This window comes from Streptomyces sp. SID8352, from assembly GCF_009862265.1.
Classification (GTDB): Bacteria; Actinomycetota; Actinomycetes; order Streptomycetales; family Streptomycetaceae; genus Streptomyces.
The window spans coordinates 37,729-53,115 of the sequence record NZ_WWGX01000088.1; the positions used below are offsets into that span (position 1 = coordinate 37,729).

General features: G+C 77.9%; 13 protein-coding genes. 7 read left to right on the top strand and 6 right to left on the bottom strand.

Features of this window, described 5'->3' with window-relative positions; translation table 11 throughout:
• Nucleotides 1–68 precede the first annotated feature (68 nt).
• A complete protein-coding gene (locus GTY84_RS26055; RefSeq protein WP_161228834.1) occupies nucleotides 69–1,583 on the bottom strand; it encodes a bifunctional phosphatase PAP2/diacylglycerol kinase family protein in 1,515 nt (504 codons plus the stop codon).
• 415 nt (nucleotides 1,584–1,998) lie between these two features.
• Between GTY84_RS26055 and GTY84_RS26060 the strand changes: the two genes are divergently transcribed.
• The gene (locus GTY84_RS26060; RefSeq protein WP_161228835.1) at nucleotides 1,999–3,618 is read left to right on the top strand and encodes an ATP-binding cassette domain-containing protein; all 1,620 of its coding nucleotides are present in this window, start codon (nucleotides 1,999–2,001) and stop codon (nucleotides 3,616–3,618) included.
• A 172-nt stretch (nucleotides 3,619–3,790) separates the two neighbouring features.
• On the opposite strand, the gene GTY84_RS26065 is transcribed toward GTY84_RS26060, so the two are convergent.
• Nucleotides 3,791–4,912, bottom strand: a complete 1,122-nt coding sequence (locus tag GTY84_RS26065; protein ID WP_161228836.1) for a Vms1/Ankzf1 family peptidyl-tRNA hydrolase — start codon at nucleotides 4,910–4,912, stop codon at nucleotides 3,791–3,793.
• Nucleotides 4,913–4,976: 64 nt separating this feature from the next.
• Here GTY84_RS26065 and GTY84_RS26070 point away from each other — a divergent pair, with 64 nt between their 5' ends.
• Entirely contained in the window at nucleotides 4,977–5,261 is a 285-nt protein-coding gene (locus GTY84_RS26070; RefSeq protein ID WP_161228837.1) for a DUF6158 family protein, read from the top strand.
• Between the two features lie 409 nt (nucleotides 5,262–5,670).
• Here the strand turns inward: GTY84_RS26070 and GTY84_RS26075 are convergent, their stop codons facing one another.
• Nucleotides 5,671–6,225, bottom strand: a complete 555-nt coding sequence (locus tag GTY84_RS26075; RefSeq protein ID WP_161228838.1) for a type 1 glutamine amidotransferase domain-containing protein — start codon at nucleotides 6,223–6,225, stop codon at nucleotides 5,671–5,673.
• An 89-nt stretch (nucleotides 6,226–6,314) separates the two neighbouring features.
• A complete protein-coding gene (locus GTY84_RS26080) occupies nucleotides 6,315–6,707 on the bottom strand; it encodes a DUF2795 domain-containing protein (RefSeq protein ID WP_161228839.1) in 393 nt (130 codons plus the stop codon).
• 795 nt (nucleotides 6,708–7,502) lie between these two features.
• Here GTY84_RS26080 and GTY84_RS26085 point away from each other — a divergent pair.
• From GTY84_RS26085 to GTY84_RS26100, 4 genes are all read left to right on the top strand, one after another.
• Entirely contained in the window at nucleotides 7,503–8,297 is a 795-nt protein-coding gene (locus GTY84_RS26085) for an RNA polymerase sigma factor SigF (protein ID WP_161228840.1), read from the top strand.
• Nucleotides 8,298–8,626: 329 nt separating this feature from the next.
• Nucleotides 8,627–9,589 (top strand): hypothetical protein, encoded by a 963-nt coding sequence (locus tag GTY84_RS26090; RefSeq protein ID WP_161228841.1) that lies wholly within the window; start codon nucleotides 8,627–8,629, stop codon nucleotides 9,587–9,589.
• Nucleotides 9,590–10,844: 1,255 nt separating this feature from the next.
• Nucleotides 10,845–12,221 (top strand): aminotransferase class I/II-fold pyridoxal phosphate-dependent enzyme, encoded by a 1,377-nt coding sequence (locus GTY84_RS26095; protein WP_345943529.1) that lies wholly within the window; start codon nucleotides 10,845–10,847, stop codon nucleotides 12,219–12,221.
• On the top strand, nucleotides 12,218–13,285 hold the full coding sequence (locus GTY84_RS26100) for an MBL fold metallo-hydrolase (protein ID WP_161228842.1): 1,068 nt from the start codon (nucleotides 12,218–12,220) through the stop codon (nucleotides 13,283–13,285). Before GTY84_RS26095 ends, GTY84_RS26100 begins: the two co-directional genes overlap by 4 nt.
• 179 nt (nucleotides 13,286–13,464) lie before the next feature.
• Here GTY84_RS26100 and GTY84_RS26105 read toward each other — a convergent pair whose 3' ends face one another.
• The gene (locus GTY84_RS26105) at nucleotides 13,465–14,094 is read right to left on the bottom strand and encodes a VTT domain-containing protein (protein ID WP_161228843.1); all 630 of its coding nucleotides are present in this window, start codon (nucleotides 14,092–14,094) and stop codon (nucleotides 13,465–13,467) included.
• Nucleotides 14,091–14,864 carry an MBL fold metallo-hydrolase gene (locus GTY84_RS26110; protein WP_161228844.1) on the bottom strand — a complete coding sequence of 258 codons (774 nt, stop codon included), beginning with the start codon at nucleotides 14,862–14,864 and terminating at the stop codon, nucleotides 14,091–14,093. The genes GTY84_RS26105 and GTY84_RS26110 overlap by 4 nt, the downstream gene beginning before the upstream one ends.
• An 80-nt stretch (nucleotides 14,865–14,944) precedes the next feature.
• Here GTY84_RS26110 and GTY84_RS26115 point away from each other — a divergent pair, with 80 nt between their 5' ends.
• Nucleotides 14,945–15,346: a hypothetical protein gene (locus GTY84_RS26115; protein ID WP_161228882.1), complete on the top strand. Its 402-nt coding sequence runs from the start codon at nucleotides 14,945–14,947 to the stop codon at nucleotides 15,344–15,346.
• Nucleotides 15,347–15,387: the final 41 nt, after the last annotated feature.

Sequence of the window (15,387 nt, forward strand, 5' to 3'; positions counted from 1 at the left end):
GTTCACCGTACGCCCGCGCTCCATATGATGAGACCGCTGTTTCGCGATGTGGACCGAACGGGGGAGGTTCAGCCGGCCGTCCCGCCCGGCTCGCGACCGCTCAGCGGACGGTAGACGGTGAGCGCCTCGGGGAGCTTCTCCAGCGTCAGGTCGCCCTCGGTCTCGGTCAGCTCGCCGTCGTACGCCAGCAGCGTGCCGGGGGCGACGCCGGACAGCCGCAGCCGGGGTGTGCGGACCGCCGCGTGGGCGGGGGAGCGGGTCAGCGGACCGGCCAGGGCCGCCGACAGCAGCCGCAGCGCGGGCCACCGCCCGCCGTGCACCACCCGCACGTCGAGCTGCCCGTCGGCCATGTCCAGCCGCCGGCCCGAGGCCAGCCCCCGCCGGTGGTAGGTGCCGTTGCCCGCGAACAGCATCCAGAGCGGGCGCCTGCGCCCCCGCACCTCGGCCTCCAGGGGGTGCCGGTCGGCGCGCAGCACCCGCACCGCGCCGAGCACCCCCGCCGGCCAGCCGCCGATCCGGGGCGACCAGTGCTCCCGCTCGCGCACCAGCTCGGGGTACACGCCCAGGCTGAAGGTGTTGAGGAAGATCCCGTGCCGCCCGCCCGAGGCGAACCGGCCCACGTCCACCCGGACGCCCTCGCCCGCCTCCAGGGCCCGGCAGAGGTCCCGCGCGTCCTCCACCCCGAGGTCGTAGGCGAAGTGGTTGAGGGTGCCGCCGGGAAGCACCGCGAGCGGCAGCCCGTGGCGCAGCGCCAGTTCGGCGGCGGCGTTCACGGTGCCGTCGCCGCCGCACACCCCGAGCACCCGCGCCCGTCCCGCGGCGTCCTCCAGCTCCGCCCGCACCTCCTCCGGCGCGCACTCGATGACCTCGGCCTTCGGCAGCGCGTCGCACAGCGCCCGTACCCGGTCCGAGGTGCCCGAGCCGATGTTGGCCACCAGGACCAGGCCGTCGCCCTCGGGCAGCGCCGGAACCTCGGCGCGCGGCCGGGCGGGCGGGGTGAGCTGCGCCCGGGTCGGCACCAGGCCCCGCACGGCGAACGCGGCCCCCGCGCCCAAAAGCACGCCCGCCAGCACGTCGCTCGGGAAGTGCACCCCCGTGTAGACGCGGGACAGCGCGACCGCCCCGGCCAGCGGGGCCACCGCCGCGCCCCAGCCCGGGGACTCCAGGGCCACCCCGGTCGCGAAGGCCGCGGCCGAGGCGGCGTGCCCGGACGGGAACGAGGTGGTGACCGGCTGCCGCTTCAGCCGCCGCACCAGGGGCACCGCGTCGAGCGGGGGGCGCGAACGGCGCACCGAGCGCTTGCCCAGGGTGTTGATCGTCAGGGAGGCCAGCCCCAGCGAGGCCAGCCCCCGGGCCGCGGCCCGCCGGGCCCTCGGGGTGCGCGAGGCGGCCACCGCCGCCGCGGCGGCGACCCACAGCACCCCGTGGTTGGCGCCGCGGCTCAGCCGGGGCAGCACACGGGTGGCGGCGGGCCAGTCACGGGTGGCGACGGCTTCGAAGACACGGTGGTCCAGCCGCATGAGGCCGTCGCGCAGCGGGCGCGGTCCGGGTGCGGGGAGGGTGAGGTCGACGTCGGGGCTCATGCCTGCCCGCCTACCCCGAGAAAGGGGTTTCTCGCGCCGGACGTCCGGGCGGCCGCGCCGACCGCCCACCGGGGCCGCCCTCGGGCCCGGTGGGCGAGGAGCGGCACACTGCCGAGGGCAGGGCCTCTCCCCGGTCCGGCGACGGCGCGTTCGGTGGGGAGCGGGACGTCGGGTTCGGCCCCTGCCCCCGGTCCGGCCCTCCGGCCCGGGCAGGGCCGAACCCCGGTCCGGCCCGGTGCCCGCCGCCGCTGGTCCGGCCCCCGGCGTGGGCGGGGCCCGGCTCGGGTCCCGCCGGTTGCGGCCGCCCGGTGCGCCCCGGGCGGGTCCTCCCCGGCCCCGGCACGGCCCGCGCCCCGCCCGCGCCCCCGGATATCGGTTTGCCACGGTCCCCGGACGCCCCGCACAATCCGGTTCCATGGGTCACCTCGAAGCCGCGCACCTGGAGTACCACCTGCCCGACGGGAGGACGCTCCTCGGCGATGTCTCCTTCCGGGTGGGCGAGGGTTCCGTCGTGGCCCTCGTCGGGCCCAACGGCGCGGGCAAGACCACGCTGCTGCGCCTGCTCTCCGGCGAGCTGAAGCCGCACGGCGGCACCGTCACGATCAGTGGCGGGCTCGGCGTCATGCGGCAGTTCGTGGGCTCGGTGCGGGACGAGACGACCGTGCGCGACCTGCTGGTCTCCGTCGCGCCGCCGCGCATCCGCGAGGCCGCCCGCGCCGTCGACACCGCCGAGCACGCCATCATGACCGTCGACGACGAGGCCGCCCAGCTCGCCTACGCCCAGGCGCTCGCCGACTGGGCCGAAGCGCGCGGCTACGAGGCCGAGACCCTCTGGGACATCTGCACCACCGCCGCGCTCGGCGTCTCCTACGAGAAGGCCCAGTGGCGGCAGGTGCGCACCCTGTCCGGCGGTGAGCAGAAGCGCCTCGTGCTGGAGGCCCTGCTGCGCGGCACCGACGAGGTGCTGCTGCTCGACGAGCCCGACAACTACCTCGACGTGCCGGGCAAGCGCTGGCTCGAGGAGCGGCTCGCGGAGACCCGCAAGACCGTCCTGTTCGTCTCCCACGACCGGGAGCTCCTGGCCCGCGCCGCCCAGCGGATCGTCTCCGTCGAGCCGGGGCCCGCCGGTGCCGACGCCTGGGTGCACGGCGCGGGCTTCGCCACCTTCCACGAGGCCCGCCGCGAGCGCTTCGCCCGCTTCGAGGAGCTGCGCCGCCGCTGGGACGAGAAGCACGCCCAGCTCAGGAAGCTGGTGCTGACGCTCCGGCAGGCCGCCGCTGTCAGCCATGAGATGGCCTCCCGTTACGCGGCGGCGCAGACCAGGCTGCGCAAGTTCGAGGAGGCCGGACCGCCCCCCGAGCCGCCGCGCGAGCAGGACATCCGGATGCGGCTGAAGGGCGGGCGCACCGGCGTCCGCGCCGTCACCTGCGAGGGCCTCGAACTCACCGGCCTGATGAAACCCTTCGACCTGGAGGTCTTCTACGGCGAGCGGGTCGCCGTCCTCGGCTCCAACGGCTCCGGCAAGTCGCACTTCCTGCGCCTGCTCGCCGGCGACACCGTGGCCCACACCGGGGGCTGGAAGCTGGGCGCCCGCGTCGTGCCCGGCCACTTCGCCCAGACCCACGCCCACCCCGAGCTGCTGGGCCGCACCCTGCTCGACATCCTGTGGACCGAGCACTCCCAGGACCGGGGCGCCGCCATGTCCCGGCTGCGCCGCTACGAGCTGACCCAGCAGGCCGAGCAGACCTTCGACCGGCTTTCCGGCGGCCAGCAGGCCCGTTTCCAGATCCTCCTGCTGGAACTGGAGGGCGTCACCGCCCTGCTGCTCGACGAGCCGACCGACAACCTCGACCTGGAATCGGCCGAGGCGCTCCAGGAGGGGCTGGAGGGCTTCGAGGGCACGGTCCTCGCCGTCACCCACGACCGCTGGTTCGCCCGCTCCTTCGACCGCTACCTCGTCTTCGGCAGCGACGGCCGGGTCCGCGAGACGGCGGAGCCCGTCTGGGACGAACGCCGGGTGGAGCGCGCCCGCTAGCGCTCCCCGCAGCCCGCAGCCCGCAGGTCATCGTCCGACCGTGCGCCCCGTCCCGCCGGGGTACGGCGCGGGGGCGCACGCACCGCGCCCCGGGCCGGGCCCCGGCCGGGCCCGGGGCACGCGCCGCGCTCCGTGGCCGGGTCCGCCGCGGCCCCGGTCCGGGGCGGCGGCGTCACCGCCAGCGCAGCAGCGCGCCCAGGCCGCCCACCGGCGCGCGGTCCGCCGGGCCGCCGCGCAGCGCCGGGGTCATCGAGACGGCCGGGGCACCGGTCATCACCACCGAGCGCAGCAGCGCGTCGTCCGCGCGGGCCGCCCAGGAGTTCTGCTCGCCGAGCGTGCTCAGCTCCGTGCGGCGCACGGCGAGCTGGTCGGCGTCCTCGCCGATCCACACCTCGCGGTGGGTGTCCGGCCCGTCCGGGATGACCAGCAGTTCGTCGATGCGGTGCTCCCGGGCCGCCTCCACCAGCGCCGGCACGCCCTCCGCCGCTCCGGCCCGGCCCTCGTCGTCCGGTGCCCTGGCGGCCAGGAACCGCTCCAGGTCCTCCCGCGCCCTCTCCCGCACATGGTCGTCGCGCAGCCGCTCCACCTCCCCGTCCAGCAGCCGGCTGCCCGCGCCGTGCCCGGCCTCGGTCACCCGGTCGCGGAGCCGCTTGGGCAGCCGCTCGCGCACCGCGCGCCGCTCCCGGTCGTCGCCGACCAGGATCAGCAGGTCGGCGCCGGTCTCGTCCTGGCACACCGCGAGCGCGTCCGCGACCTCAGCCGCGTTGTGCTCCCAGGTGTTCTCCACCCGGAGCTGGAAGTGGCGCTCGGACCAGTCGGCCGAGCCGGTGCGGTGCAGCGGCCACTGCCTGCCGGTCACCGAGCCCGCGTCCCGGCTGCCCAACGCGGTCCGCAGCTCGAAGTCGGCGCCCTTGCGGTCGATGTACGCCACCACGGACAGCGGGTCCTCGCCCGCCAGGTCCAGCAGCGGCGCCACGTGCGGCAGCGGTGCCCAGTCCGCCGTGGTCCCGCCGTACGGGGCGCGCGCCAGCGGCGGGTCGAGGACCACCCGCCCGGCCCGTGCGAACAACGCCCGTCCATGGGGGTCGGAGGCGTGCCGCAGCTCGTTCACCGCGTCCCGCACGGCCCGGCAGGTCGCGTCGTCCGCGCCCTGGTCCGCCAGCTCCCGGGCGATCGCCTCGGCGGTCAGCTCGCGTTCGTGCGCCGTGTCCTCCGTGTGCCGGGAGAGATCGACGTACACGGAGGCCCAGGGGCCCGGGTCCGCGTAGAGCGGATGCAGAAAGGCGAGGTCCATGTCTGGCTCCCTCCCGGAGGGGCGCTCGGGGGTGGTCTTGCCCGGGGGCGGGTACCCGGACGGCATGAACGAACACGACACGCGGGACGGCGCCCCGTCCGGAGTGGATCCGGCCCGGCTGGACGACCAGCAGCTCATGAAGGAGCTGGAGACCATCCACCGCACGCGCCACGACACGCTGCTCTACGGGTCGAACGGCGCCCTGCGCGCCCACAACGACCGGATGGCGCGGCTGGAGGGGGAGTGGCTGCGCCGCAACCCCCGGCGCTCGGTCGTCGCCGGACGGACCCGTGAGGGCGCCCGCGGCCGGATCAGCGGCGAGGCGGCGGCACCGGCACCGGGGGGCTGAGCGCGTTCCCGTCCCGCCGCGCAGGGCCCGGCCCCGGCGGTACCCGCCCGGTCCAGGCCCTTCGGTGTGGACCGGGCGGATCGCTCCCTCGCGGGCCGGTCCACACCGGCGGTCTTCGGGAGCACCCCGGGACACACGGGCCCGCGTGTCCCGGGGTGCTCCCGAAGACCCCGGGACACACGGGTCCGGCCGGTTCTTCCCGTTCCCGGTCCGGTGAGGAGGGCCGGTGCTCACCCGTCCGGGCGGTGGATTCACGGTTCCGACCGTGCGCCGGACGGTGCCAGTGCCTGTGCGGCGCCGAGCGGCGGTGTCGGCCGAGGGCGGTCCCGTCGGCCGACACCGCCGACGCCCACGTGGGAAGCGGACCGCCCGGCCCCGGGGCTCCCGCGACCGGGCGCGGCTCTGCGGCTCAGGCCGTGGCCGATGCGCCCGCCTCGGCGAACTCCGCGAGGAAGGCCGCACAGAACGCCTCCAGGTCGTCCGGCCGACGGCTGGTGACGAGGACGCTCTCACCGTGGTCGCAGACCCGGACCCGCTCGTCGACCCAGGTGGCCCCGGCATTGCGCAGGTCGGTCCGCAGACTCGGCCAGGAGGTCAGCACCCGGTCGCGGACCACGTCCGCCTCGATCAGCGTCCACGGCGCGTGGCAGATCGCGGCCACCGGCAGGCCGCGCGCGAAGAAGTCCCTCACGAACGCCACGGCCCTCCCGTCCGTGCGCAGGAAGTCGGGGTTGGCCACGCCGCCCGGCAGCACCAGGCCGCCGAAGGCCTCGGCCGAGGTCTCGCCGACCACCTCGTCCACGGGGAAGGTGCCGGCCTTGTCGAGGTGGTCGAACGCCTGGATCTCGCCGGACCGCGTGGAGACGAGCACCGGCTGGTGGCCCGCCCCCTCCGCCGCCCGCCACGGCTCGGTCAGCTCGACCTGCTCCACGCCCTCGGGTGCGCTCAGGAATGCGATGCGCATGGGGTTCGGCTCCTGTTCCGGTGGACGCCGGGCCGTCCGGGCCGGGCGTCCACCCGTGTCCTTCGTACGCCGTCGGATGCCGGGGCCGTTCAGGGACGCCCGGCACCGCCGGTCTCGGTCAGGGCGACGGCCAGTTCCTGGACGTTGCCGTAGCGGGCCTTGCGCGGCAGCCGCTCCATGCCCTCGACGAGGACGTCGGGTGCGTGGCCGAGACGCAGGGCCCGGCCCAGTTCCCCGGGGCCCGCCGGGAAGGCGCCCCGGGTCAGGGTCCGGGCCAGCTCCAGCCGCAGGGACTCCAGACGGGTGGGCCCGCGGTCGGGCGTCACCGGGCCGTTCATGACCTCCGGGTCGTCCTCGGCCGTCGGCTCCGGGTCGTTCCACTCCTCGGTACGGGTGGGGTGCCCGGAGCGCAGCATGCCCTGCAGTTCGTGCTTCATCTCGTCGTCGCGGTGGGCGCTCAGCCGGTCGCTGCCTCGCTGCATGTCTCCCTCACATCCTTCGGGGATGCGGACCGCGTACCCGAACGGAGCACCCCGACACGGGTTCTCCGCCGAGGGCTTCGGCGACCAGCGGAAGGGGCGTTCCCGCCGGTACGGGGGTTGCGCGGGGTGACCCGGAGGCCGCACGGGGTGACCGCGCGCGGAGACGGCGCGCGCGGAGACGGCGCGCGCGGGGGAGGGCGTGCGCGGAGACGGCGTGCGCGCCGGGGGAGGACGGCCGGGGCGGTGTCGTGCCGGGGCGGCCACGCGGGCCGGTGTTCCCCGGCCCCGCCCCGGAGGACGCCGTCCCTGCCACGGAACGGGAACGGCGTCCCCGGCCGCCTGGTTCCGAGCGCCCGGTGCGTCCCGCGTGCGGTGCCCCCGCGCCGTCCCGCGCGTCGGCCTGGCGGGAGACAGCGGACCGCCCCCGTCCCTCCCCGCCCGCGCGCCGCCGGGCGGGGCCATCCCCGGGGGCCCGCACCGGGTGGCTCGGCGGACCGGTCCGCCGCCCGTCCGGAAACGGGGGTTTGGACTCCGGTCCGCTGGGAAGGGGCACGTTCAGTGCTTCGGACAGCAGGCACGCCCGTGGGAGAGGTGTCCCTCCACGGAGCGTCCGTCCGGGCGCCCGGACCTTCTCCCACGGTGACCGCCCGCCCCCACGGGCCGTGTCGTCGTACCACCGGCACCCGTCGCGCGCGGCCCGAGGCCGTCCGGCCGGAGCGCCGTCCGCCCCGGCCACCCCGCCGGAGCACCCCGGAGCGACGACGGGCCCCGCACTCCGAGGGAGTTGCGACGCGCATGCCGATCCACGCCGGTGCCAAGCACCCGCACGACGACGCCCCCGACACCGCCGACGCCTTCCACCGCCTCACCGCCCTGCCCGACGGACCCGAGCGCGCCGCCGTCCGCGACGGGATCGTCGAGGCGTGGCTGCCGATGGCCGAACGCATCGCCGGACGCTTCCGCAGCCGCGGCGAGAGCCACGAGGACCTGCGCCAGGTCGCCGCCCTCGGCCTGGTCAAGGCCGTCGACCGGTACGACCCCGGTCTGGGCAGCGCCTTCGAGAGCTACGCCGTCCCGACCATCACCGGCGAGATCAAGCGGCACTTCCGCGACCACATGTGGACGCTGCACGTGCCGCGCCGGGTGCAGGAACTGCGCAACCGCGTCCGCACGGCCGGCCGGGAACTCGCCCCGACGGCCTCCGGCCACCCCCCGTCGGTCGCCGACCTGGCCGAGCGGACGGGACTGAGTGAGGACGACGTGCGGGAGGGGCTGGAGGCGCTGGAGTCCTTCACCGCGCTGTCCCTCGACGCCGAACTGCCCGGCAGCGAGGACGGCTACTCGCTCGGCGACGCCCTCGGCGCCCCCGACCCGGCGCTCGACACGGTCGTCGACCGCCAGGCCGTCAAGGACGGCCTCGCGGCGCTGCCGGAGCGCGAACGGGCCATCCTCTACATGCGGTTCTTCGACGACATGACGCAGAGCCGTATCGCGGCGCGCCTGGGCCTGTCCCAGATGCACGTGTCCCGGCTGATCACGCGCTGCTGCGCCCGCGTCCGGGAACAGGCGCTGAGCGACGCGACACCGTGAGCGCCGGGCCCCGGCCGGGACCCGCCGGGGCTCCATGACGCCCCGCGCGGCCGCTCCTCTCCGGGGACGGACGCCGGGCTCCGGGCCGGACCGTTCGGGGCGTGCGGAGCCGCGCCCCGAACGGGCCTGCCCCTGCGCCTGACCCGGGCGCCGACGCGGCGGCGCGGCCGCGACCCCGGCCCTGGAGCCCGGGGGCGCCCGCCGTCACCCGCTCGGGCGCCGGTGTCCCGCCAACGGCGCACGGCGGCGCGCGGGACGCGGGCGGGGCGGCTGTGATGGGCGAGGGCGCGCGAGTGCCGTGCCCGCCTCCGCCCGAAGGAGCCCGCTCCATGCGCCGCACCGCCCGCGCCCTGTCCGCCGCCCTCCTGACCGGTGCCGCCCTCGGGATGTGCGCCGGAACCGCGACCGCGGAGTCCGGTACGCCGCCGCAGCCCCCCGGCGTGGGGGAGACCGCGTCCGACACCGGCCCCGACACGGTGCCGGAGACCGTGCCGGACGGCGCCGGGTACGTGCCCGATCTCGGGCCCGGTGCCGAGGAGCCCGGTCCCCTGGGCCTCGGGCGGTCCGCGGCGGAGGTCGACCCGGCCGCCGTCGGCCCCGGCGGCACGGTCACCGTCGCGGTCTCGTGCGGGGAGACCGGCGGACCCGCGCCCGCCACCCTCGACGCCACGTCGGCCGCCTTCGACGAGGGCACGGTCGTGCTGCGCCGGGTCGCCGACGCCGGGGGCGGCCCCGCCTACCGGGGCACCGCCCGGGTGGCTCCCGCCGACAGCTTCCCGGACACCCCGGACGCGGCCGGGGCGGACCACCCCTGGACCGTCGACGGCACCTGCCCGGGCGAGGCCGGGAGCGAGGGGGACCCCTGGAGCGCCGACATGACCGTTTCCCCGGACGGCGCCGCCGGGCCGCCCTGCCCCGAATCGGCCACCCCGGGCGCGCCCTGCGCGGGGAACGCCCCCGCGCAGCCGTCCCGCCCCGAGCGGCCCGACCAGTCCGCCCGGCCGGACCCGTCCGCGCGGCCCGGCCAGTCGCCCTGCCCCGGGCCCGCCGCCCCGCATGGCGAGGGCGCGGGCCACGGCACGTCCTGCACGACCCGGCCCCCCTGCCCGGAGCCGGTGGCGCCCGACGGGGCCTGCGGCACCGGGACCCCGGAGCACGGCGTACGGGCGGGCTCCGGGGGCGCCTTCACGGACTCCGTGCCCGCCCTGGCGGCGGGCGGCGCCCTGATCGCCGGGGCGTTCGGCGCGGCGGCGCACCGGCTGCTGCGGCGCGGGAGCGGAGTGCGGCGCTGACACCTCCTCGCGGGGCGCGGCCATGACCGGGCGGCCCGGTGGGTACTTGGAGCACGACCGAGGAGGCGGGCCACCGCCGGGCGGCCACGGATCACGGCGGAGACGGCGCGACGGACTGCGCGGAGGCGAGGAAGCCATGCGGCCCACACACCCCACCCACGCACCCGCCCCTGCCCCCGCCCCGACCCCCGGTCCTGGCCCGGCCTCCGGCCCCGGTTCGGCCTCCGCGCCTGGGTCGGCTCCTGCGCCTGGTCCCGCCTTGGCCCCGGTCTGGACGTGCGCCCCGAGCCCTGGCCCGGCCCCCGGCCCCGGCCCCGGCCCCGGCGCGAGCTTGGTCTCCGCGTCCGGGTCGGCCCTTGCGCCTGCTCCCGCCTCGGCTCCGGTCTCGGCGTGCGGCCCGGACTCTGCCCCCGGTGCCGGCCTGACCTCGGGCCCCGGTTCGGCCTTCGCGTCCGGGTCGGCCCGTGCGCCTGGTCCCTTCCGGGGCCCGGTCTGGGCGTGCGCCCCGAGCCCTGGCCCGGGTCCTGGCCCGGCCACCGGCCCCGGCCCCGGCCCCGGCGTGAGCTTGGTCTCCGCGTCCGGGTCGACCCCCGGTCCCGGCCCCGGCTCCGGCGCGAGCTTGGTCTCCGCGTCCGGGTCGGCCCGTGCGCCTGGTCCCGACTCCGCCCCGGGCTCCGCGTGCGGCCCGAACCCTGGCCCGGGGCCTGGCCTGGCCCCCGGCCCCGGCCCCGGCCCCGGCCCCGGCCCCGGCCCCGGTCCCGGTCCCGGCCCGAGCGCGGTCTCCGCCTCCGGGTCTGCCCCCGCGCCTGGTCCCGGCCCCGCCCCGGGCTCCGCGTGCGGCCCAGCCCCGGCCCGCGGCGCCGACTCCGCCCCGGGCCAGGGCGTCGGCCATGTCCATGGTGGTGAAGACCCCCGTCCCGGCCTGGGCCGTGCTCCCGGTGCGGACCCCCTCGTCGGCTGGGACCGGACCCCCGGTGCCCGCCCCGTCCGGGGCAGGAACCATGCCCCTGGTGAACGCCCCGCTCCCCACCAGGACCCTCCCCCCGACAGGGCCCCCCTCCCCGGCTGGAACCGTGCCTCCGGCGAGGACCCCCGCCCCGGCCGGAGCCGCCGCGAACCCGGGCGGGGTTCCGGTCCCGACCGGGAAGCCCGGCCCGGTGGAGGACCCGTTCCCGGATCGCCCGGACCCCCGGGCGGGCCCCCGTTCCCGGCCGGTACCGGGTCCCGGCGCGTCCCCCCGTCCGGGCACGGTCCTGTGCGGTTCGGGCCGTCGTTGCCCGGGGACGGGCTGCCCGTGCCGCCCGAGCTGGCCGGGGTGGTCGCCGCCACCGCGGGGCGGGCTCGGGAGGAGCCGGTCGGGGGCGGCGGGGCGCTGCTCGACGCGGCCCGGGGCTACTGGGAGCGGCGCGGGCTGCCCACCGGCCCCGGGCGGGCCGTCGCCGGGCCCGGGGCCCACGCGCTGCTCCTCGCCCTGACCGCCGCCGTCGACGGCGACGTCCTGGTGCCCCGGCCCTGCGCCGCCTGGTGGGCGCCGTACGCGCGGCTGCTGGGCCGGGCCGTCTTCCACGTGCCCACCCCGGCCGAGGGCGGCGGCGTACCCGATCCCTACGCCCTCCTGGAGACCGTGCGCCGGGTCCGCGCCGAGGGAGGCGACCCCCGGGTGCTCGTGCTGTCCGTCGCCGACGATCCCACCGGCACCGTCGCCCCGCCGGAGCTGGTGCACGAGACGGTCCTGGCCGCCGCCGGGGAGGGGCTGCTCCTGGTCAGCGACGAGACCTGGCGCGACACCCTGCACGACCCGCGCGCCCCCGTCCTGCTCAGCCCCGCCGAGATGCTGCCCGACCGGGTCGCCGTCGTCACCGACCTGGCCGGTGCGCTGCTGCCGCCCGCCTGGCCCGCCGCCGTCGCCCGCTTCCCCGGGACCCCCGAGGGCGACCGCCTGCGCGCGCGGGTGCTGGACGCGCTCACCGCCCTCGGCGCCCGGGTCGCTGCCCCGGTCGCGGCGGCGGCCGCGTACGCCCTGGCCGAGCCCGAGCCGGTCACCGCCCGCCGGGCGGCCGTCGTCCGGCTGCACGCGCGGCTGGCCGCGGCCGCGCACGCCGTCGTCGTCTCCTCGGGTGCCACCGCCCGGCCCCCGCAGGCGGGCCGCCATCTGTACGCCGACCTCGGTCCGCTGCGGGACGCGCTCGCGCGGCGCGGCGTGGCGGACGCCCAGGAACTGGAGGACTTCCTCACCGACCGGCTCGGTATGCCCGCCCCGGGCGGCCACCGTTTCGGCGACGAACTGCCCGCCCTGCGGGTCCGGCTGTCCACCGGGCCCCTGCTCGGCGAGGGACCGGAGGCCGAGCGCCGGGCGGAACGCCTGCTCGCCCCGGGCACCGTTCCCGCCGCCGGAGGGGAGGCTGCCGCGCCCGCGGGCACCGCTCCGGCCGCCGGACGGGACGCGGCCGGGCCCCCGGCCCGGAGACGGGAGCCCCCCTCGCCCCCCGGCCCGCACCCGCGCCCGCACCCCGCCGCGGACCGCGCCCCGGTCCCCGACCCGACCGAACCACCGGGCGTGCGCGGCGCGTTGGCCGTCCTGCGGTCGGTTTTCGACGAACTCCGTGACGCTCAGCGATGGGAGCCCCGATGACACAGCAGCCCCGGACGACGACGGGTACCCGGCGCTCCCGCCCCCCGGCCGCCCCGGTGTCCGCCGCGCCCCCGGCGGCCCCGGGCACCCCCTTCCCGCCGCTCGCGGAGCCCCGCCCGCTGGCCGAGCGGCGGGTGTGGCCGCGCGCCTTCCACGACCGGCTGACCGCCCCGCTGCCCGGTCTGCGGGCCATCGCCAGATTCGCCCGAGAGGGCGCCGTCAGACCCGGCCCGGAGGGGCTCGCCGACATCCCCCGGCTGCCGTTCGCGCCCGGCCCGCTGCCCCGCGTGGGCACCCGCGCCATCGCCGTCTCCTGGGCGGGGCACGCCAGTTGGGTGGTGTCCCTGGGAGGGCTCACCGTGCTCACCGACCCGGTCTGGTCGCGCCGCATCCTCGGCACCCCGGCCCGTGTCACCCCCGTCGGCGTCGCCTGGAGCGCGCTGCCGCGCGTCGACGCCGTCGTCATCAGCCACAACCACTACGACCACCTGGACGCCCCCACCCTGCGCCGGCTGCCGCGCGACACCCCGGTGTTCGCGCCGGCCGGACTCGCGGGCTGGTTCCACCGCCGCCGCTTCACCGAGGTCACCGAGCTGGACTGGTGGGAGGGGGCCGAACTGCGCGGCGTCCGCTTCGACTTCGTACCGGCCCACCACTGGTCCAAGCGCACCCTGACCGACACCTGCCGCAGCCTGTGGGGCGGCTGGGTCCTCACCGATCCCGAGGGCCGCCGGCTCTACTTCGCGGGCGACACCGGCTACGGCCACTGGTTCGGACGCATCGGCCGCCGCTACCCGGGCATCGACCTCGCCCTGCTCCCCATCGGCGCCTACGACCCGCGCTGGTGGCTGCGCGACGTGCACTGCGACCCGGAGGAGGCGGTCCGGGCCGCCCAGGACCTCGGCGCCCGCCGCATGGCCCCGATGCACTGGGGCACCTTCGTCCTCTCGGCGGAACCGGTGCTGGAGCCCCTCACCCGGGTCCGCGCCGCCTGGCACCGCGCAGGTCTGCGCCGCGACGCCCTGTGGGACCTGCCCGTCGGCGCCTCCCGGGTCCTGGAGTGACCTCCGCCCCCGGTCCGGGCGTCCGGGTCCTGCATCCGGCCCCGCTCCCCCCGGGCCCCGCGTCCGGGCCACGCCCTTCGGGCCCGCGGTCGCCGCGGCCCCGAAAGCGCCCCCGGTCCGCACCCCGCCCCGGACTCCGTAACGGCCCTGCCCCGGAATCCCTGCCGGCCCCCGCCCCGCTACGCCTTCGCCGGTCCCCGGACCCGCCGCCACACCCCCGGTGCCGCGCCGACCACCAGGGTGAGGGCGATGGCGGCGGCCACGCCCTCCCAGGGCTTGCGGAACAGGGAGCCGCCGAGCACGCCGATCAACTGGTACGTCGCCGCCCAGGCCAGGCAGGCCGGCAGGTTGCCCCGGGCGAACCGGCGCGGCGGCCACTTCGCCAGCAGACAGGCCAGCATCACCGGAATCCGCCCCGCGGGCACCAGCCGGGACAGCACCAGCACCGCGACCCCGTGCGCGGCCAGCCGCTCCTGCGCCTGGGCCAGCCGGTCCTCCGGCGCCCGGGCGCGGATCGCCTCCAGCCAGCGCGACCCGTTCCGCGAACCGACGCCGCGCCGCCCCAGCCAGTACAGCCCCATGTCCCCGAGGAAGGCGGCCAGCGCCGCCGTCGCGAACACCATCACCATGGAGTACGGCAGCGTCTGGTGCAGGGCGACCACGGCCGCCGAACTCACCAGCGCGCCGGTCGGCACCACCGGGACCAGCGCCCCGATCAGCACCAGCAGGAACAGCGACGGATAGCCGAGCGCCTGCTGCGTCGGCTCGGCCGGCACGACCGCGGTCGCGACGGAGCCCAGCCAGGTCACCGGGCGGCCTCCACCCGTACGCTCCCGCCGTGCTCCAGCCGGTGCACCGCCACGTCCGGCGCACGCAGCGCGGCCAGGCGCGCGAACTCGTCACCCGGCGCATGGAATTCATGGGGGCGCACGGCGTCCATCCCCACGGGCCAGTACGTGCCGTAGTGCACCGGCACGGCCGTCGCGGGCGCCAGCCGGGCCAGGGCCTCGGCGGCCCGCCCGGCGTCCAGGTGTCCCGCGCCGAGATACGGCCCCCAGCCGCCCACCGGCAGCAGCGCCACGTCGACCCGGCCCACCTCCCCGGCCATCCCCTCGAACAGCCCGGTGTCCCCGGCGAAGTACGTCCGCGCCTCGCCCTCGACGACATAGCCGAGCGCGGGGGAGCGGTGCGGTCCGAAGGGCAGGCGCCGGCCGTCGTGCCGTGCCGGGACCACCTGGACGCGCAGGTCACCGAGGGCGACCTCGTCACCGGGGGCCACCTCCGTCAGCTCCAGGTGCGCGAGCCGGCGCACGCCCGGCACCGACTGGGGCGCACCCCGGGGCACCAGGAGGCGCGTGCCCGGAGCGAGGCGCTCCAGCGACGGCACATGCAGATGATCGGCGTGGAGATGCGAGATCAGCGCCACCTCCGCGCGGCAGGCGTACGCCGGGGGTACGTCACCCCGGCGGCGGCGCAGGTGCGCGAGCCGGCGGGCGAACAGCGGGTCCGTGATCACACGGGTGTTCGAATCCTCGACCGTGCAGGTGGCGTGTCCCCACCAGGTGACCTCCACCGGCACCCTTCCGCCTCCTTCGCGCGACTCCCCGCAGCCTACGTCCAGGAGTAGGGTCTGCCACGAAACTGGAGGTGAGGGCATTCATGGGGCCGGTGCGGGTGACGTCCATCGCGAGTCTGACGCCGTTGGAGCAGTTGGACGACGATCCGTTCCTCGTCGATTCCCGCAGCCAGTACGCCATGTGTGCCCGCTGGGCCGCCGAGCGGGGCTACGTCGTCGCCCGGGAGTTACTGGTCCGGGCCCTGCGCCCGGACCACGACGCCCTCTGGGACGGCGTCCTCCCCGGCCGCGACCTGTTCGTGGCCCCCAGCCGCAGGGTGCTGGAGAGCGCCCTGGCCTCCGTCGAGGAGTTCACCGACGAGTGCCTGCGGCGCGGTGTGCGCGTCGAGACCGTCAACGACGCGGAACCCTCCTACGACGCCGAGATGAAGGCGCGCGTGCACCGCAGGCTGTCGATGCCGACGGCCGGGTACGACGGCCGCTGACCGGCCGCGCCCTCACGGGAGGGAACGGGACCAGGGGGGAC